Origin of the sequence: Microcoleus sp. S13_B4, assembly GCF_036700885.1 — a bacterium.
Classification (GTDB): Bacteria; Cyanobacteriota; Cyanobacteriia; order Cyanobacteriales; family Microcoleaceae; genus Microcoleus.
In genome coordinates this window covers 89320-107736 of the sequence record NZ_JAUBPU010000011.1, presented here as the reverse complement: position 1 = coordinate 107736, position 18417 = coordinate 89320, and the positions used below count along the sequence as shown (strand labels likewise).

13 protein-coding genes are annotated in these 18417 nt (G+C 47.7%); 6 read left to right on the top strand and 7 right to left on the bottom strand.

Features of this window, described 5'->3' with window-relative positions:
* Positions 1–186: 186 nt before the first annotated feature.
* Positions 187–6867: a translocation/assembly module TamB domain-containing protein gene (locus QT994_RS09380; RefSeq protein WP_333173678.1), complete on the bottom strand. Its 6681-nt coding sequence runs from the start codon at positions 6865–6867 to the stop codon at positions 187–189.
* A 465-nt stretch (positions 6868–7332) separates the two neighbouring features.
* Here QT994_RS09380 and QT994_RS09375 point away from each other — a divergent pair, with 465 nt between their 5' ends.
* Together QT994_RS09375 and murQ are read left to right on the top strand one after the other, a co-directional pair.
* Positions 7333–7713, top strand: a complete 381-nt coding sequence (locus tag QT994_RS09375) for a DUF3110 domain-containing protein (RefSeq protein WP_333173675.1) — start codon at positions 7333–7335, stop codon at positions 7711–7713.
* Positions 7714–7873: 160 nt separating this feature from the next.
* Positions 7874–8788 carry an N-acetylmuramic acid 6-phosphate etherase gene (gene murQ, locus QT994_RS09370; protein ID WP_333173720.1) on the top strand — a complete coding sequence of 305 codons (915 nt, stop codon included), beginning with the start codon at positions 7874–7876 and terminating at the stop codon, positions 8786–8788.
* Positions 8789–8820: 32 nt separating this feature from the next.
* Here the strand turns inward: murQ and QT994_RS09365 are convergent, their stop codons facing one another.
* A complete protein-coding gene (locus QT994_RS09365) occupies positions 8821–9351 on the bottom strand; it encodes an isopentenyl transferase family protein (protein ID WP_333173673.1) in 531 nt (176 codons plus the stop codon).
* 364 nt (positions 9352–9715) lie between these two features.
* Between QT994_RS09365 and QT994_RS09360 the strand changes: the two genes are divergently transcribed.
* Complete coding sequence (locus QT994_RS09360; RefSeq protein ID WP_333173670.1) at positions 9716–11437, top strand: bifunctional diguanylate cyclase/phosphodiesterase; 1722 nt, start codon at positions 9716–9718, stop codon at positions 11435–11437.
* Between the two features lie 10 nt (positions 11438–11447).
* Here QT994_RS09360 and QT994_RS09355 read toward each other — a convergent pair whose 3' ends face one another.
* The 4 genes from QT994_RS09355 to QT994_RS09340 form a co-directional block, all read right to left on the bottom strand.
* On the bottom strand, positions 11448–11585 hold the full coding sequence (locus QT994_RS09355; RefSeq protein WP_333173668.1) for a hypothetical protein: 138 nt from the start codon (positions 11583–11585) through the stop codon (positions 11448–11450).
* A 164-nt stretch (positions 11586–11749) separates the two neighbouring features.
* Positions 11750–13048, bottom strand: a complete 1299-nt coding sequence (locus QT994_RS09350) for a CAP domain-containing protein (RefSeq protein WP_333173665.1) — start codon at positions 13046–13048, stop codon at positions 11750–11752.
* A gap of 510 nt (positions 13049–13558) precedes the next feature.
* A complete protein-coding gene (gene nblB, locus QT994_RS09345) occupies positions 13559–14233 on the bottom strand; it encodes a phycobilisome degradation protein NblB (RefSeq protein ID WP_333173662.1) in 675 nt (224 codons plus the stop codon).
* A gap of 119 nt (positions 14234–14352) precedes the next feature.
* Entirely contained in the window at positions 14353–14814 is a 462-nt protein-coding gene (locus QT994_RS09340; RefSeq protein WP_333048022.1) for a CBS domain-containing protein, read from the bottom strand.
* 244 nt (positions 14815–15058) lie between these two features.
* Here QT994_RS09340 and QT994_RS09335 point away from each other — a divergent pair, with 244 nt between their 5' ends.
* From QT994_RS09335 to QT994_RS09325, 3 genes are all read left to right on the top strand, one after another.
* Complete coding sequence (locus QT994_RS09335; protein ID WP_333047984.1) at positions 15059–15385, top strand: (2Fe-2S) ferredoxin domain-containing protein; 327 nt, start codon at positions 15059–15061, stop codon at positions 15383–15385.
* Between the two features lie 81 nt (positions 15386–15466).
* Positions 15467–16909 (top strand): D-alanyl-D-alanine carboxypeptidase/D-alanyl-D-alanine endopeptidase, encoded by a 1443-nt coding sequence (gene dacB, locus QT994_RS09330; protein WP_445243890.1) that lies wholly within the window; start codon positions 15467–15469, stop codon positions 16907–16909.
* 217 nt (positions 16910–17126) lie between these two features.
* Complete coding sequence (locus QT994_RS09325; protein ID WP_333047982.1) at positions 17127–18023, top strand: alpha/beta hydrolase; 897 nt, start codon at positions 17127–17129, stop codon at positions 18021–18023.
* 145 nt (positions 18024–18168) lie between these two features.
* Here QT994_RS09325 and QT994_RS09320 read toward each other — a convergent pair whose 3' ends face one another.
* Positions 18169–18393: a helix-turn-helix transcriptional regulator gene (locus QT994_RS09320; RefSeq protein WP_333047981.1), complete on the bottom strand. Its 225-nt coding sequence runs from the start codon at positions 18391–18393 to the stop codon at positions 18169–18171.
* Between the last annotated feature and the right edge of the window lie 24 nt (positions 18394–18417).

The window sequence follows — 18417 nt, the reverse complement described above, 5'->3', positions numbered from 1 at the left end:
TGCCAATTATGAAAAGTCGCCGAGCCTCGCGCCGGACAAGAAAATGCAGTTTTCCTACCTAATTGGTATTATATCGCTCGGAATATACGGTGGCATGGCAAAATATGCTAGTGCTTCACTCCGCTGCCGGTGCCTTCGCGATAATTAATGGCTGATGACTCCTGACTGTTGGCTTTGGGCTGATGCCTAAAACCTCAATTCATATTCAGCAGTGACGCGATTGTCTCCTTGAAAATTACTCGAACTCCTGAGTAAAAGTTTATCGCTCAATCGATAGCGCACAGTAAATTCAGTCGGTTGATTTGCTGACAAAACTCGAATGATTGATGCTGAAATATTGCGCGTAATGTCAAACCCAACTTCTAAACCTAAACCGAGAGAACCCGCAGCGGAACTGGAACTAGCAGTTTTTACTTCGTTGCTTCTAATCCGAGTGGGAAATAAGCGAACTTCGCTCAATCCTGTGGCGTTACTAATCGCAGATTGAATGTTGTTCAATAAACCCGCACCAGCTAAATTTGCGATCGCCAGCGTACTATCTCCCTGTCCCAAAGTCTGCACGAAACTGCCGCCCAACAGCGCTACAATCTCTGTTTCCGATCGACTCGGAGAACTCCTCAACTCCAGACTTTCCGCCAACTGAGAAGCTCTTCCCCGCACTAACGCTTGAACTCGCACACTCCGCACGCTGCCCAAACTTGTCGGTTCGTCTGCTATTTCAGACGCTACAGATGTGCCGGGAGTGCGGAACCGGGTTACTTCCTGCACCGAAGTTGCTAATCTCACATCCAGCGTCGGATCGAGTCCTTGTCCTGGTACAAAGGTAGCAGTCTGCGGGTATCCTCGATCGAGTCTAAACTGCGTCGTAAACAAATTTACCGACCCGGAAGTCAACCGAATCGTACCGACAGGGCGAAGGTCATCTAAAGTTCCATTCACCGTCAAGCCCCCAGTCGCCTGAAAACTCAATATGGGCGCACTTGTTACCCGAATTCCCCGGCCCAACTTCAGCCGCAAATCGTTCAATCCAACTTCAAAGGAAGGGGAAGTCGGAGTTGCAGGAGAAGGAGAAACCTCAGTTGTAGGGGAATCAGAAACCTCAGTCCCAGGAGAAGGGGAAGATGTAGAAGGAGAATCGGAAGCAGAAGAGGAAGAAGCTAACTGAGTTGTGCCGCCGCCGGAACTCCGGAGAAATACTTCGCCGTTGTACAGTTCAATATTACCGCTCAACTGCGGACGCCTAGCCGTGCCCCTTGCTTGCACTTGACCGACAACGCCACCGCTGTACAATCCTTTGAGATTTAGTGCTAACTTGTCGAGGTTTACAGCCAGGGGATTAGCCGCATCGACATCGCCCTCAGCAAAAGGCACAGACAGCGGAATCACGCCAGCGGCCACAACTTGTCCCTGACTCAACTGTCCCCGAATTCCTTCTACCCGAATACGATCGCCCTCAAAGCGCACCGTCCCAGTAAGCCCTGTCAGCGGTTCTGGGAAGGCTCTCGCGCGGACAGTTGCATTTTCAAAATTCGCAATTCCTTGCGCTACAGGCTCTTGCAGCGTTCCTCCCACGCGAATTTGCACCTGTCCCTGGCCGCTGACCCACGCAACTTGCGGAGTCAATACATTAATAATTGCCAAACCTTCATTTTTCAAATTCGCCCTCAAATCGATTTGATTGCTATCAGCTTTCACCGCTGCAAACGGCAACTCAAAAGGCAAACTTCCCTGCACCTCAATCGGTTCAGTTTGAGTTACCAAAGCGCTGCCACCAAAATTCAGGCGGGCATTGCTATAACTGAAACTGCCGTCGGCTTGTTTAATCGGTTCTCCGTTTAGCGTACCCTCAAGCAAACTCAATTCTCCCGTGGCTTGCGGGTTTTCCAAACTGCCGGCCAAATTCGCGCGCAAATTCAAATTTCCTGTGACATCCACAAAAGGCAATTCCACCAGTTTTGCCAACTCTTCCACGGGCACATTTTCTACCCGCAACTGCCCGGATTGAGCTTTTTGACCAAGTTGTCCAGAAAAGCCGATCGCACTTTTGCCCGATCGAATTTCCAAAGGCAAAACAGTTAAAATCCCGTCCTGAAAACTGCCTTCAATGCTAAACTTTTCAGCGACATATCTTCCCCACTGCCAGTTATCGCCTTTCACGTTAAATTGAGCTTGCACACCCGTTTGCAAAGAACCGGCAACAGCAATTTCCGCGCCAAAAGTGCCTTGCAATTGGGATAAGGGAGGCAATTTTTCTGATGATTTCACTGCCTGCTGCTGCTGCAAAATTGTTTCAATTTCTGCCAAACGGCGCAACTGTTCGATTAGCGGCGCTTCGGGTTCTCCCACTGCTACAGTTTGCACGTCGCCGCTGTCACCGTAAACCGGAGGTTTTACGCCTCTAGCCAAGTCGCCTAAATTGAAATATTGCAAAGCGGTTAAAACCTGTTGCAAATTGCCTTGCTGGACGTTAACTTTCCCCGCAAATTGCGGGTTGGCGCCTGTTTGAACATTGCCGGAAATTAAGTATTGACCGCTGCCTTGGCGGAAAAGTCCGTTTGTGAGAGTGGCGCTGCCGTTAGCGTAGCTGAATTCGCCTTGGAAACTGTCACCTTTAATGTAGCCGATCGCCGGTTGGGCGATCGCAATTTGTCCACTTGCTTGCAAAGTCGCCGGATTTAACGGCATCTTCCAACCGGGCACATTCACTTGTCCCGAAACCGTACCAGTTATCGGCCCCAAACCCGCCTCTTTACCGGGTGATAAATTCAAAGCAGCGAGGGGAAAATCGCTTAGATTAACTCGCAAAGTTTCTCCCTCGGTTTGGCCAATAGCCACAGATTCCCCGCGTTGAATTAAGAAAGATGTCGGCAGAAAAGATTGATTTAAAGCTACTTGAATTTTGTCTTGGCGACCGGCCAAACGCAAATCTACACTTTTCCCAGCATCCGCATTCACACTCCCCGCCAGTACCGGGTCAAAAGCGACTTGATTTACTGCTAAATCCCGCACTTCCACGTCGCCAACTAAGCTGAGGGCGGCGAGGGTTCCGGTGAGGCTGCCCGTAAAATCGACATTGCCGCGCAGGGGTGGGTTTTGCTGTGAGGAATTTTTGTCCGCAATTCTAGACAAAAATCCTAACTGTTCTGCTGGTAAGGCTTGCAGGTTAAAGTTGGCGAGTTTCAGATCCAAATCTAAGTTGGAAATTGAGGGCCCTCCTTTACCTGCGAGTTCGACGTTAACAAAGCCGTTTGCTGTCAAACCGGGAGTTGTGGCGTTCTCAATTTCTACCCGTTTGCCGTCCCAATTAAATACTGCCTCAAAAGGTTGTTTCAAAAACGGCAATTCCGAGATGCGGAAACTGCCGCCGGCGCGAACATTTTGTAGGGGCGGTGCCCCCGTGCCCGCCCCCATCAGCCCGGATAAATTGATATTGCCGTTAAACAGTCCTCCAAGCTGGGGGAGATTTTGGGCACCAGATACTACATCTCCGGTTTGCAAGCTTTGTCGCTGCGACTCAAAGGCTTGCTGGAAGCGACTTAGAGCAATTTGCTCGCCCTGAATTGACGCGCGCCAATTCCCCGATTCGGCGCGGCCTTTAGCATTGACAATTCCTCCGCCGTTGGCGAGTCGAATTTGTCCGTCGCCGTTGGCGGTGATGCCGTTGGCGGTTAGATTATCTACTGTTCCCAAAATGCGGACTTTGCCGTCGAGGGTTCCCTCAATTTCTGGTGGCAAATCCGCTGTCAGCAAACCTGTTTGTTTGAGGGTTTGTTCTAAATTACTGACGGCAATTCCGTTGGTTTCCAGCAATGCTTGCAAGTTGCCGTTTTCTAATTTAGCCGTAGTGTCGATCGCCCCGAGTCGATCGACCAAAATCCGTCCTTCTCCACTACCACTAATTCCCTTGGCTGTCAAGTTATCCAAACTGCCCGCTGCTTGGAATTGACCGTTAACTCTGCCGTCAAATCCTTTAGGCAAAGTCGCCGTCAGCGGAAACAGGTGGATATTGCGAACAGTTTGTTCTAAGCGGCTGAGAATAACTCGATCGGCATCGGCGAAAGCTTGCCAGCGTCTGCCTTCTAATTTACCTCTAAAAGCAAGAGTACCGTCCCCTATATTGAGTTTTCCGCTGCTGCTGACGCCTATGTCAGCGGCGGTTGAATTATCAAGACTGCCGCGGGCTTGAATTTGATTGGATATTTGTCCGTCAAGTGATTGGAGATTTTGGATTTTGGATTTTAAATTGTTGATATTGGCGACTGTTTGGGGATTGTCAGCAGCGAAAGCTAAGCCAACATCTAACAGGGGCAATCCTAAATCTCCTAAGCGCCTGATGGAAGTGCGATCTGTTTCTGCTGTTGCTTGCCAGTTTCCCGCTACCAATTCTCCTTTTAAATTAACATCACTGCCAGCAAGATTGAGTCTGCCACGGCCGCTGGCATTGATGCTGCTAGCTGTCAAATTGTCAAGACTTCCCGATGCTGTAAATTGACTCGATAGCAGTCCGTCAATCGATTTGAGATTTGAGATTTTTGATTTTAGATTGTTGAGATTGGCAGATTGCTGATTTTCGGTATTGAATGCTGAAGCCACATCTAAAATCGGCAGTGTCAAATCTACCAAGCGGCTGATGGAAGTGCGATCTGTTTGTGCTGTTGCTTGCCAGTTTCCCGCTACCAATTCTCCGTTTAAATTCACATTGCTGTCGGCAAAATAGAGCCTGCCCTTGCTACTCAAATTGATTCCGCCAGCAGTCAAATCGTTAACATTTCCCGCAGCTTGAAATTCACCTGCTAGCTGTCCGTTTAACGCTTTAAAATTTTGGATTTTAGCTTCTAGATTCTCCCGATTTGCTGGCGTTTCCCGTGTTAATAACGGCAAGCCAATATCAATCAATTGATTTACAGCAACTTTTTCAGTGTTGCCAAAAACTTGCCAGCGACCAGATTCTAGTTCGCCATTAACATCAACAATACTGTCAGCAATATTCAGCGTTCCTTTGCCCGTCGCAGCGATCGCATTTAAACTCAAATTGTCCAGAGTTCCTGCTGCTTCGACGGTTCCGCTGACCAAACCTGCTACTTCAGGAGGGAAATTCAGCGTCGGTACGAGTTGCTGCAAACGGTTAAGGGCCACGCGATCGCCCTCGATGATAGTTTGCCATTGACGGTCTTTTAGCGCAGCATCCACGTTCACAGAAGCGTCGCCAATCTTCACAACCGTATTTTGCAAATCCGCCGAATTCCTTCCGGCTCGAATTTCGCCCGCTGCGGGGAAAGTTCCTTGCGGTGCTTGCCATTGAACTCTCGCTTGAACGTTGTCTAACGGGCCGAAAATTTGAGCTTTTGCGGAGACACTGCCAATGTTAACAGTAGCAGGAATCGGGAGAGCGTAAATTTGGGCGATCGCGTCTCCGGGTACATTTTCAACTTGAAAGTCAAACACCAAACCAGATGGCGAATTCTTACTTTTTAAAGCAATATCAACTTCACCTTTGCCGCCAATTTTACCCCCCGCCGCCGGCACTACCAAAATATCGCTCAAAGTCAATCCTAAAGAGGAAAACGGGGGAATAGAAGATTGAGAATTGGGAGTTGGGGTTTGAGCCATTCTCCCGCGTTCCAATTTGAAATTAGTGCTAATATTGTTTAATTGCAGTCGATCGACTGTAGCGGGTTTTGTCGAGGCGATCGCACCTGTGAGCACCGGCAGATCAACGGTTCCAGTTAGCTTGGCATCCGCCTTCACCTCCCCCGCAAAAGCAACGGGCAATACTACTTTCTTCCCTAACTCTGTCTCCACCGCACTGACAACACTTGCGAAAGCCACTGGTTGCACGTTAGTTGTCAGATTGAAGCTAGCGTTCTCCAAATTAAAATTAGTTCCAGTTGCAACTGTTCCTGCTATTCTCAGCGGAATTAGACCGTAATTAGCCGCCAGACTATCGACAATAATATTAGTTCCCTGAAACCGCAACTGACCGCTACTATTTTGTATAATTTGTTTCAGTGAAGCAATACTCGCTTGCACTCCTCCAAAACTAGCAGTTCCGGTAATTCCCGATACTTTATTGTCTCGCACTTGCACGGTCAAATTCCCATTAGCCAGACCTTTTTGTAAAGAAATGCTGGAAAGTCGTAGCAAGCGAGCGAGGTCGGGCAAAGGCAAATTTTGACCTTGCAACTGCAGGTTAGTTTGCGCTGCAGGCAACATAGAATCAGCTTTAAGTATAAAGTTATCGCTGTTAGTAAACTGACCGTTTACTTCGTAGAGAACGCGCTGGTTTTGGTCGCGAAATAGAGCGCTGCCATTTTTCAAATTTACATAAATAGGAGCCGACGTTTTCTGTCCCACTGCGGGACTCGGCACCAAAACGGCGGCGGTGTTTTCAGCTCTAATTGCTTCAACTTCAGTTTTAAATAAACCCGGAGATTTCCGCTCCGCAGTTGGAAGATTAACCCAGCGGCCTTTAGCATCCTGTTCGATATAAGCGCTGGCTTGAACTAAAGTAATATCTAATTTGAGAGTGCGGGTGAACAGTAGTTGCAAAACCGAAAACTTTACTTTAACTGCTTCTGTAGAAGCGTAATCTGGATCGGTAGAAGTTGCAGGTAAAGTCGATCGACCAAACCGCAAACTTGTCAGAGAAAATCCCTCCAAACGTCCGAGTTGCACGGGCCGCTTCAGCAACTGACTAACTTCAGTTTCCACCAAAGGAGCTAAATTTGCCCGCACCCACGCCTGAGCTACCACCGCCCCAACCAAGGCGATAATGCCCAATCCCGTACCGCTAAGCAGCAGCAGACGCCACCAGCGGCGGTGGGGGCGGGGTGCGAGTTGATTTTTGTCGTCGTCCGAGTTAGTCATGGGTGTTTCTCAGAAATCAGAGAATTCAGGAATTAAGGGAATCAGCCGATTTTAGACAGGTATAATTTCTGTGATTCGCCAGCGTGGCTTCTGCCTTTGGTAGACTCAAAAGTGATGTCGGAAGTGCCGATCCCCGGATCGATCGCAGGCAAAAGGCACGCCCCCACTCCAGGGTAGACTCCAGAAACCTTTACCGAACTTAATCAAAACACGCAACACCACCTAAAACCAAGTCCTCGAACTCCCCCAACTCCTCTAGGTTTCCCCCGCTGTGCAGGATGGGTGGTCAATCTAAAATCTAAAATATCAAATCAAGTCGTCCAAATGCCCCAACTCCTTTCGATTGCGCCAGCGCAGGATGGATCGTCAATCTAAAATCTAAAATCTAAAATCTAAAATCGACTGATTGGTTGCCCGATCGCTCTTAAGATAAAAAAACGGTGGTTAAGAAGGTCTTTAAAACTTATGCGAGTGTTCGTCTTACTCTTCAATGCCCGCACCGAGAATGAGGGAATTCATACCATTCAACTCGGCGATCGCAATAAAGTTCTGATGTTTGAGTCAGAAGACGACGCCACCCGCTTTGGCGTGATGTTGGAAGCTCAGGATTTTCCCGAACCCGCTGTGGAGGCGATCGACGATGAGGAAATTAAGGAGTTCTGCGATAGTGTTGATTATGATTGGGAACTGGTGCCGGCGGGCGCGCTGGCGATCCCGCCAGAAGACAATGTAACACAGACTCAGTGGCAGCCGGAGGCGGAGCCGGAGCCGGAGCCGGAGCCGGATTCTGACGTTTCCCAAAACGAACTGGATTCTATTCGCCGCCGACTCGAAGGACTTTTGTGAGAGTCAGCAGTCATTAGTAGAATCCAATTGCAAAAATTGCTCTCCAATCTTGAAAAGCATCTGCGGTTATCTGCGTTTATCTGCGGTTTCCCTCTAAATCAATGACCAATGACCAATGACCAATGACCAATGACCAATGACCAATAACGCAGAAAACATCATGAAGAATTTGGAAGAACGGGGCCATCTGCTGACTGAACAGGTGAATACCAACAGCGAGAATTTAGACCAACTCAGTTCGATCGAATTAGTGGACTTGTTCAACCGGGAAGACGCCCAAACCTTAAGCGCGATCGCCAGTGCCCGCCAACAGTTAGCCCAAGCGATCGACATTGCAGCCGAGTCTCTACGTCAAGGAGGTCGCCTGTTTTACGTCGGTGCGGGTACTTCCGGGCGTTTGGGGGTGCTGGATGCGGCCGAGTGTCCCCCCACCTTCTGCACGCCGCCAGAACTCGTACAGGGCATAATTGCCGGGGGTGCGGGGGCTTTGGTGCGGAGTTCGGAGGATTTGGAGGATCGGGCTGAGGATGGGGCTGAGGCGATCGCCCACCGTCAAATTATCAACTTAGATGTAGTTGTCGGGATTACGGCTGGAGGTACGACGCCGTTTGTCGCGGGCGCTTTACAGGCGGCACGGCAGCGGGGGGCGAAAACTGTGTTTATGGCCTGCGTACCCGTCGAACAAGTGAATTTTGAGGCTGATGTTGATATTCGGTTGTTGGTTGGCCCGGAGGTAGTGGCGGGTTCGACGCGCTTGAAAGCCGGTACAGTCACAAAAATGGCTTTAAATATCATTTCGACTGGGGTAATGGTAAAGCTGGGGAAGGTTTACGGCAATCGGATGGTTGACGTGGCGGTTACTAATAAGAAATTGCGCGATCGGGCTGTGCGGATGTTGCAGGATTTGACTGATTTAAACCGGGAGGAGGCGGGTTTTTTGCTCGAAAAAAGCGGCAAGTCGGTTAAATTAGCTTTGATGATGCACTGGACTGGTTTGGAGAAGGAAGAGTGCGATCGAATTTTGGGCGAGTTTCAAGGGAATTTGCGATCGGCTGTGGCATCAATTAGTCATTAGTCAGTCATCTGTCATTAGTCATCAGTCAACAGTCAACAGTCATTAGTCATTTGCAATATCGATTCAAAAAATTGTGAAATCTCTTCAGTAGATCTGATGTGATAAACACTTTTGGTTTTTTGAGCGCGATCGACATACTCGCGATATCTGGGAGTCAAATACTTGTGACACAACCAAAGAACGCGGTAACTATTAATTGAACTCTTCAAGAGGGGACTGTTTTCAGGCCAGCCTTCTGGCGGTATAAAGCTACCTGAAATCAGCCGTTTCGTCACCCACCAAAAATGCACGTATAGCGGTAAATCGACAAAAACCAGACTATCCGCCTCATTGAGTCGAAGCCAGACGGTTTCCATGCAACCAAAACCGTCTATAATCCATCGGTCAGTAGCCCAAATTTGATCGTGGGTACGCTTATATTCTTCATTTGGAACCTCAGCGCCCCCAGATTGATATTGAATCTTATCCAAAGCGTAAAGTGGCAAACCAGTGATTTCCGATAATCTCTTGCTGAGAGTTGATTTACCGCCTCCAGTATTGCCAAACACGGCTACTTTTTTCATAGTTCCCCTTTTAGGAATTTAGTTATTAGTTATTAGTTGTTAGTTATCAGTAGCGGACTAAAAGCTGAAGGTAGAGCGAATTTATAGCTTTCAAAAAAGTCAATTTCGGTGATTCTGGGCGCGGATCATTGACGTTATTGAGAAATGCGATTAGGGTCAGTATATATATTTGTTGTTGGGCGATCGCTTCGATATTTTATCAGATAAGCGAGCGCTGCCCGGTATTGTCTGTCGAGCGATTTGTAAAATATCTGTCAAATGTAAGGCGATCGCTCCTTAGTTAAAAAAGCCGTTTCTGAAGCCAACGCACCTAGTACGAGACTGCTGGATACTCTACCCACTTTGAAATTTCAAACCGAATCCTATGCAACCAAAGCCTAACCTTAACCTATACTCATCCTTGGGGCATTTCCCCTGGCTGAAAAAAAGCTACACTGCCAAAATTATGGTGGTTGCATTTTTAGGCACGCACGTTCCTTTGCTAACCTTAATGGTCTGGTTTCTTACCTCAAACGCTTACTCTGTAGAGACATCAGTCCGGGTTCTGCTGATTGCTCTGCTGGCGACATTAGCGGGTACGGCAGTAACGCTTTCTACGCTACGCTACCTCCTGGTTCCGGTAATCTTAACCTCGGAGGCTCTACAAAACTACCTCGATACAAGAACCTTGCCGAACTTACCAACAGAGTTTACTGATGAAGTCGGTACGCTGATGGCAAATTCCTCACAAACGCTTTACAAACTAGATGAATTAATTCATTACATTACCCACTACGATGAACTGACTGGATTGCCCAATCGTGACTTATTTTGCGATCGCCTGAATCAAACCCGCTCTCAAAATGACTCACCCTTGGTCGCAGTGCTGGTAGTGGGTATCGATGATTTTACAGGGATGCGCCACGCGTTGGAGCCTGAGATGTGCGACTTACTAATTAGAGCCGTTTCCCAACGGGTGGTACAGTGCATGGATCAGTCAGATGTCTTGGCGCGTTTGGGCGACGGTGAGTTTGCGATCGCTCGCAGCGAACTCCCCTCGCTGGAGAGTGTGGTCAAGCTATCCCAACTGCTGCTGAGTACGCTGACCAAACCTTTCTCTATCAAGGGCAACCCGATCCACATCACCGCCAGTCTTGGCATTACATTGAACCATCTAGAAAATACGAATTCTGTAGATAAACTTCTTCAGCAAGCCGACTTCGCACTTCATCAGGCAAAGCAGCAAGGGCGGAGCCACTATCAGTTTTATTCACCCGAAATGAACGTTCACTTACAGGAGCGACTGGCCCTAGAAAATAGCCTGCGCGGAGCGCTGGAGCGTAACGAACTACTGGTTTACTATCAACCGCTGATCGACCTGCACAGCGGACAGGTGACAGGAACGGAGGCGCTGGTTCGCTGGCAGCATTCTACAGAGGGTTTGGTCCCTCCGGTAAAATTTATTCCGATCGCCGAGGCCAATGGCGAGATCGTGCCCATTGGTGAATGGATATTGCGAACGGCTTGCGCTCAAACCCGTCGCTGGCAACTGGCTGGGCTGCCAGCCCTGCGGATTTCGGTGAATCTGTCGGCTCGACAATTTGAGCAGCCGAATCTGGTTGAGATGGTTCGCCAAATTTTGGCCCAGACGGAACTCGAAGCTGCGTATTTAGAACTGGAAGTGACTGAAACTGCCTTGATGACTGACATCGATCGATCGGTCAAAATCTTAACGCAACTGCGAGAACTTGGCGTGTCCCTCGCCCTAGATGACTTTGGCACAGGTTATTCTTCCCTTAATTACCTGCAACGGTTTCCGGTTAATATGCTCAAGATCGATCGATCCTTTGTCAAAGATGTACTGTCTAACCCGGACAGCGCCACCATTACTGATGCGATCATTGCTCTAGCCAAAAGTCTGCGGTTAACGATCACCGCAGAAGGCATTGAAACCAAGGAGCAGCGTGACTACCTGCAAGCGCGAGGCTGCCATGAAGGTCAAGGGTTTTACTTCAGTCGCCCTGCTAACGCTGATACAATCACCAAAGTGCTAAACGACTCGTTTCAGTCTGATGCAGCATCTATCCCTATTGCCACCCACTTTTAAGCTGAACCAGTCAAGAACTCGCCGTCAACCCGAAGGGTATGACGGCAGCTTGCAAAAAGCTCTGACTTGACCCGATTAAGTTGGCTTTCACTGATAATGCGATCGTCAACTCAGTACCCATGCCTGCGGTTGAGTTGACCGAAAGCATCCAGGATACAAGCCCCCGGATTCATCCGTCCACAAATAAAAAACGTGTATCCGATGAAACTTGCCCCCCGAATTTATCCGTGGGGTCAATGCTTCAATTCTTTAATCTAAAATCTAAAATCGATTGACTTCTCCAAGAAGTCGGGAATCTGGGTATGCTGTTTTTTAGGTGTTGACAAAAACAGAAGATGTAAGCTGACTTTGACTTACACCCTGCACGATTCCCAAATAACTACTGCCCGACTTAATCGCCGTAGAAGCGATGCTTGCACCTGCATCCAACTGCAAACTCACAGCTTCAAAAGTCAAGTTGGCAAATCCCATACCGTCAGTCAAACCAATATTATCCCCGATCGCAAAATCGGCTATTACATCAGCACCGATTAAACTAGCCGAAGCAGACAAACCTCCTGCTAAAATAAACGTATCATTTCCCGCGCCGCCCGTCAGAATATCTTGCCCGCGATCGCCCGCCAACAAATCGTCGCCATTACCGCCAATCAAGACATCATCTTCTTTGCCGCCGCGAATAGTATCGTTACCGTCAGATCCGATTAGTCGATCGTTATCGTTGTTGCCGCTAATAAAATCATTGCCAACACCGCCATCAATTGAATCGGATTCTTTGCCGCCCGATAAGCTGTCATTGCCGCCTGCGCCATTAATTGTATCCGCACCTTGCATTCCATTAATGCTATCAACCTCTTCTCCCCCGGTGATATTGTCTTTGCCGGAAAGGGCAAAAATTGGCAATCCCGCAGCATTTGGCGGTATTTGAGTATCGGCACTATCTGATAGGAAATAATTGCCTCCGCTGGCTGTATTTTTGGGTGCTGTTGTCGAGATGCCGTCCCCTGTAGCATTGGGTATGGGCGAAGTAATCGATACCAATGTGTTGGGAGTAGGAGTTGGTGTCGGTGTGGGTGTCGGTGTGGGAGTTGGTGCGGGATTGACACTACCGTCAAGAGAAGTCGCAAAAACTTGCGTCCAATAGTGATTGAAATTTTCTGTGCCAGTATCGTTGGCTAAGAAATAGTAACCGATGCCAATTTCTTTGAGATTGGGGTTAAGAATGTTAGCCCGGTGGCCGCTGCTGTTCATCCACGATGATACAACTTCTTCGGGTGTAGAAGAGCCCGCAGCAATGTTTTCTGCTGCTGCTGAAAATTGATAGCCCGTTGCAGAAATCCGACTTGCTAACGACGAACCATCTTTTCCGGTATGGGAAAAGAAGTCTTGCAGTGCCATATTTTGGTTGTGATTTTCCGCTGCCTTTAGTAACTGACTATTTAAAATTAGCGGGGACAAACCTAATTTGCTGCGTTCGATGTTGGTAAGTTCTAAAACTCTATTAATAAAGTTTTGATTGGTTGGGCTTGGTGCTACTTGAGAGGCAGCTCGCTCTCCTGTTAAAATGTCCAAAGACTCAGAATCCGAAGCAGAATTTGGTAGTTGTTCTAACATGGGGATGATAAACAGTTTTAAGACTTGGTTTTGCTGGTAGATGGCTTACCGTCTTAACGATAGTTTCCCCGATCGCTAGCTGGGCAAAATTAAATACTTGTATTAATTCCTGCCACTGCTGTATCTATTTAGATTATAGCTGTTCTCAAAGTGGGGATGTCAAGAGTCCGGCTCTGGTTGGGTTTGGGAAGAGTGCGATCGACTTTGAGGAGAGTTTCAAAAGAATTTGCGATCGGCCCTGGCATCAATACAATTTTATATTTCAGATTTGAGCTTTGAGATTGTTCCTGATTAGTAAGGTTTGCGGTGTGCACCAGCCCGCGGGCTGGCGGGCTAGAAACCCGGTTTCTACGAGTTTTGCGGACAGGAACGAGAAATATAGGAAGAAACCGGGTTTGTGAATTCTTTGTGCGATCGCGAACAGAGTTTTTAGTAGAATCTTCACCAAAAATTCTAAATTAATTCAAAATTCACAACCGCGCAGGGTTGTTCGGGATCACAAAAGCAATCTCAAGATTTCAAACTATTTTCTTGTCCGGCTTTAGCCTCCTGAGCAACTTGTTCAACCTCATCTTTGGCGAGAATTTCCAAAGCCGCCTCTGCTTCTTTACCGCCCAAGCGCCTGAGAGCTTGGGCGACTCTGTAACGGATTTGCCAATCTGCATTGGAAGCGTAGGGAAGCAGCAGCGGCAGCGCCCGTCCATCTCCCAATTCACCTAATGCGCTGATCGCAATAGTTTGGATCAATTCGTTTTCAGAAGTGAGGGCATTTTCTAACATCGGAAAAGCTTTTGGATCTCCCATTTCTCCCAAAGCCGCGACGATGCTGAGTTGCACCAGCCATTCAGATGTACTGCTGTAAACTTGCTGCAAATCTTCTAAAGCATCTGTTAATTTCAATGCGCCCAAAGCATCGGCTGCGGCTGCTTGCACGTCGGGTTCGGGGTCGTTGTTCAAGCTGTTTCGCAGTACCTCTAAAGCGTTCGGCAGATTCTGCGTGCCGAGGGTTGATAATTGGCTGACTGCTGCGTAGCGAACCCGCACGTTGTTGTCGCCGATCGCAATTTGAATCAGTTTATAGGCGATCGCTGGTTCTAGTTGCCGCAGTTGGTTGACTGCTCGCAGTCTTTCGCCAAAATCCTCGGAATTCAGCAATTGTTCGACAGACTCAGGGGTAATGCTCATCGGATTTTAGATTTTAGATTTTAGATTTTAGATTTGGTAATTGGCAATTGCCAAAAATTCGCAGATTGAAAGAGCGATCGGCTCGTTTTCTGATCCAGTCCTGAAACTGCAAAAGTTAATTAAGACTCGGCCGCCATCGCTCGAATAATATCTCCCCTAGTGAGGATGCCGATTACTTTGCCCGCAGCATCAACTACTGGCAATCGGTGGATGCTGCGATCGTGCATTAGTTTTGCAGCTTCTGGGAGAGATTTCTCGGGATCGATGGTAACTGGCTCTTTACTCATCGCTTCTCCTACTGTTTGCCCCAAAGCCTTGTGGAGTTCTCGCTCATAACGACCTGGATTTTCTAGGTAAATCACGCTGTCGAGCACCATGATATAAGCCGGCGGAGTTACGCCGGTTTCGCGCCACATCAAGTCGGTTTCGGAGATGACTCCTACCAACAAGTCATTCTCATCTACGACGGGAAGACCGCTAATGCGTCGTTCGGCTAAAATTTTAATCGCTTCGTTCAAGGGCATTTCGGGTCGCGCCAAAATCGGCTCGCGGCTCATTACATCGGCTACTGTTTTTGGCATGATTAGCGGTTGATTGAGTTGTTGCTCTAAATCGATCATATAGGGAAAGGGCGGCACAAACTGAAGAAAGGAAGCTCTGCTGAAGGGATTCGTTAGAAGGTAGAAGGAAGGAAAAAGTTTGAATGCCAGAATTTTGCTGTTTTTTTCGATCGCACTATAAAATTCTGCCGTTTGCCTCCCTCCGGCGAGCGATCGGTCTGACAAGATTGTTAAGATATCTTAAAGAGCGGATAAATCCTTACCAATGCCAGAATCTCCAGCCCGAGAACCAGACTCCCAACCAGAAGCGCGCTGTGTATTGGTTTGCCAGTATCTATCTTGCCTGAAAAATGGTTCAGCAGCAGTGCTAGCTGCTTTTGAAGCTCAACAAGTTGCAGGGGTGAAAGTGGAGGCCTGTAGTTGTCAGGGACAGTGCACCACTGGTCCGACTGTACGAGTTACCCCAGACGAAATTTGGTATTGTCGAGTTAAACCGAGTGATGTACCGTTGATTGTGGAAGAGCACTTCAAAGGGGGAAAACCTGTAGAGGCGCTGTTCAATCCGAGAATTCATGCGCGTTATTATTATTAATATTGACTTGATTAGGTGAAACTTCCAAGCTCTGGCGCATCTAATTTTAATAGTTATTGTTAAGGAACTGGCACTTTGAAAATCCAAGGAATTGCGCTTAGTTTGTTAGTCCTAATTCTGGGGCGTCCGTCGGCGGTTGCTGCTCAAACGTCTGCGGTTGCTGGGGATATTTGTCCTGGGGAATTGGGGGCGCAAGTAGATGCGATCGCCAATCGTCCCGAATTTAGCCGATCGCGCTGGGGCATTTTGATTCAACCTCTATCTTCTACTACTACTCTCTACAGCCGCGATGCCCAAAAATATTTTATTCCAGCATCAAATGTCAAGCTGCTAACCACAGCCGCTGCTTTGCAGAAACTCGGTGCAGATTTTCGGATTAAGACATCGGTTTACAGCGGCGAAAATGGGAGTTTGTACGTTGCCGGCAGGGGAGATCCCAGCATTGCTGAGCCTCAGTTGAAATCTTTGGCGCAGCAGTTGAAGCAGCGGGGAATCACTCAAGTAAACGAGTTGATTGGCGATGACAGCTATTTTCAAGGCAGTGCAGTCAATCCGAATTGGGAATGGGAAGACGCGCAAGCTGGCTACGGAGCGCCAATTAACAGTTTAATTTTCAATCAAAACGCGATCGACCTTCTCTTGTCCCCACAGGATCTCGGGCAACCTCTGAAAGTTACTTTTGCCGAACCAAAGCTGGCAAATCAGTGGCAAATTCAGAACAATTCTGTTACCGTCGCTCAAAGCGAATCCGAGTTTATTGAAGTTGGCCGGGAGTTCGATCGACCTATAATTCGAGTTAGTGGACAGTTGAAAGTTGGTGGCGAACCTGAATCAGCTTATGTCGCAGTTGTCAACCCAGCTAATAATTTTTTGCAGCAGTTTCAGCAAGTTCTGGCGGCGGAGGGAATTCCTGTTAAACAGGCTTTAGTTGCCTCGAATTATCGCAATTTAAATCAAGAATTAGCGACCGTTGAATCGCCGCCGCTGGCGGAATTGGTGAGAGAAACTAATCGCGAAAGCAACAATCTTTATGCAGAAGTTTTATTGAGATTGCTTGGAAAACTTACCGACAAGATGCCCCAGCAGGAAGAGGATACACGTGAAATGGGTTTGAAAGAGTTAAAGACAGTTTTAACTCAATTAGGAGTAAATCCAAACAGCTACATATTAGCCGACGGTTCGGGCTTGTCTCGGCACAATTTAATTAGTCCAGAAGCCTTGGTGCAAACTTTGAGATTTATGGCAAATTCGCCTGCGGCATCTATTTACCGTGCGTCACTGCCGATCGCTGGCGAGAACGGCACTTTAAAAAATCGCTTCAATAATACACCAAACCGCGTAATTTTGCAAGCTAAAACAGGAACTTTGAGCGGAGTTTCGGCGCTGTCGGGATATATCGAAGTTCCGAATTACGAACCCCTGGTGTTTAGCATTATCGTCAATCAATCTGACCTATCGGCTGCAAAAATGCGATCGGCAACTGACGAAATTGTGCTATTATTGAACCGCTTGCGTCGCTGTTAAAACAACACATTTAAGGTGAGAAAGTTAAGCTCAGTAGTTACACCTAAAAAACAGGACACCCAAAAACCCTACAAGTTTTAAGTTTCATTAGATTGCAGCGGCGGAGCTCGAAAAGCAGCTACAATAAAAGTAGAAAAATTAACACCATTGGGCCGTTTCAGCCTGCTATCAGTCGGCGGTTTCTGTACTTCCCGAAAATAAGTCTAACTTTCCAACTATGAATTCTTTAGATTCCGAGCAGCAACACATCTTTGTCGAAACCAATAACATCCGCCTGCACTGCGTTTCTCAAGGAGAAGGCGATCTCGTTCTCCTCCTGCATGGGTTTCCCGAGTTTTGGTACTCTTGGCGCCATCAAATTCCTGCTTTAGCGCGTTATTTCAAGGTTGTGGTGCCAGATTTGCGGGGCTACAACGATTCCGACAAGCCGGAAGGCGGGTACGATTTAGATACGCTGAGCGCCGATATTGGGGGTTTGATTGCGAGCTTGGGCTATACAAAAGCTCACATTGTCGGTCATGATTGGGGAGGCGCGATCGCGTGGCATTTAGCTCAAAAATTCCCTGAAAAGCTCAATCGCTTGGCAATTTTAAATGCTCCCCACCCGCAGCGATTCTTACAGGAAATGGCGAGCAATTTAGATCAAATCCGTCGCAGTTGGTACGTTTTGGCTTTTCAGGTTCCCGGCATTCCCGAATGGTTGATCCGGCAAAACTTGAAAGATTTTGTGCACAATGTTTTTCAAGGACAAGCTGTTCGCAAAGGAGCTTTTAGCGCTGAGGAAACTAAGATTTATCAGACTGCTTTAGAAAAGCCGGGAGTATTAGCCGCCGCGCTCAATTATTATCGGCAGATGTTTCACCCGCAGCGGCTTTGGCATTTGGGGCAGAAATTAGAACCTGTGACAGTGCCTACTTTGGTTCTTTGGGGAGAAGAAGATGCGTTTTTGAGCCACAAACTTGTAGAAGGTTTAGACAGATTAATTACGGCTCCGTTTAAGTTAAAATTAGTCCCTAACTGCGGTCACTGGATTCAGCAGGAAGCGCCGCAAACGGTGAATCGAGAATTGCTGAGCTTTCTGAGAAATTCTTCTCCTTCTTTGGCTTTGGCTTAGAAAAAAATTAACGCTTGCAAATAAGAACGGGCATCTTGCCCGTTCTTAATATCTACGGGCAAAATGCCCGTTCCACAAGAACATTGAATTTTTGGGGAACGGGCATCTTGCCCGTTCTTAATATTTGACGCACCCTACTTATTTATTAATCCCAGAGCAAATTTTCTTGGATCAGCAGTGCAATCATCGCAGTTCGGGAACAAACACCGAGTTTCATAAAAATCCGCCTCACGTAAGTAGCAACCGTCCAGTGACTGATATTTAAATTTTTGGCAATACATTTGTTTGGCAGGCCTTGGGCTACTAATTGCGCGATCGCTCTTTCGCGCGGACTCAGGCTAATTTCCGGTTTGTAACTTGTGCTTTGCATATTTTTGCAATGAGGTAACGAGTT

What these genes read in the sequence shown, in the direction of transcription:
- QT994_RS09375 (WP_333173675.1), top strand. Translation starts at nt 7,333, where the DNA reads ATGCGAGTGTTCGTCTTACTCTTCAATGCCCGCACCGAGAATGAGGGA.
- QT994_RS09340 (WP_333048022.1), bottom strand. Translation starts at nt 14,814, where the DNA reads ATGCCAAAAACAGTAGCCGATGTAATGAGCCGCGAGCCGATTTTGGCG.
- QT994_RS09335 (WP_333047984.1), top strand. Translation starts at nt 15,059, where the DNA reads ATGCCAGAATCTCCAGCCCGAGAACCAGACTCCCAACCAGAAGCGCGC.
- QT994_RS09320 (WP_333047981.1), bottom strand. Translation starts at nt 18,393, where the DNA reads ATGCAAAGCACAAGTTACAAACCGGAAATTAGCCTGAGTCCGCGCGAA.
- QT994_RS09350 (WP_333173665.1), bottom strand. Translation starts at nt 13,048, where the DNA reads ATGTTAGAACAACTACCAAATTCTGCTTCGGATTCTGAGTCTTTGGAC.
- nblB (WP_333173662.1), bottom strand. Translation starts at nt 14,233, where the DNA reads ATGAGCATTACCCCTGAGTCTGTCGAACAATTGCTGAATTCCGAGGAT.
- QT994_RS09360 (WP_333173670.1), top strand. Translation starts at nt 9,716, where the DNA reads ATGCAACCAAAGCCTAACCTTAACCTATACTCATCCTTGGGGCATTTC.
- QT994_RS09355 (WP_333173668.1), bottom strand. Translation starts at nt 11,585, where the DNA reads ATGCTTTCGGTCAACTCAACCGCAGGCATGGGTACTGAGTTGACGATC.
- murQ (WP_333173720.1), top strand. Translation starts at nt 7,874, where the DNA reads ATGAAGAATTTGGAAGAACGGGGCCATCTGCTGACTGAACAGGTGAAT.
- QT994_RS09325 (WP_333047982.1), top strand. Translation starts at nt 17,127, where the DNA reads ATGAATTCTTTAGATTCCGAGCAGCAACACATCTTTGTCGAAACCAAT.
- QT994_RS09380 (WP_333173678.1), bottom strand. Translation starts at nt 6,867, where the DNA reads ATGACTAACTCGGACGACGACAAAAATCAACTCGCACCCCGCCCCCAC.
- QT994_RS09365 (WP_333173673.1), bottom strand. Translation starts at nt 9,351, where the DNA reads ATGAAAAAAGTAGCCGTGTTTGGCAATACTGGAGGCGGTAAATCAACT.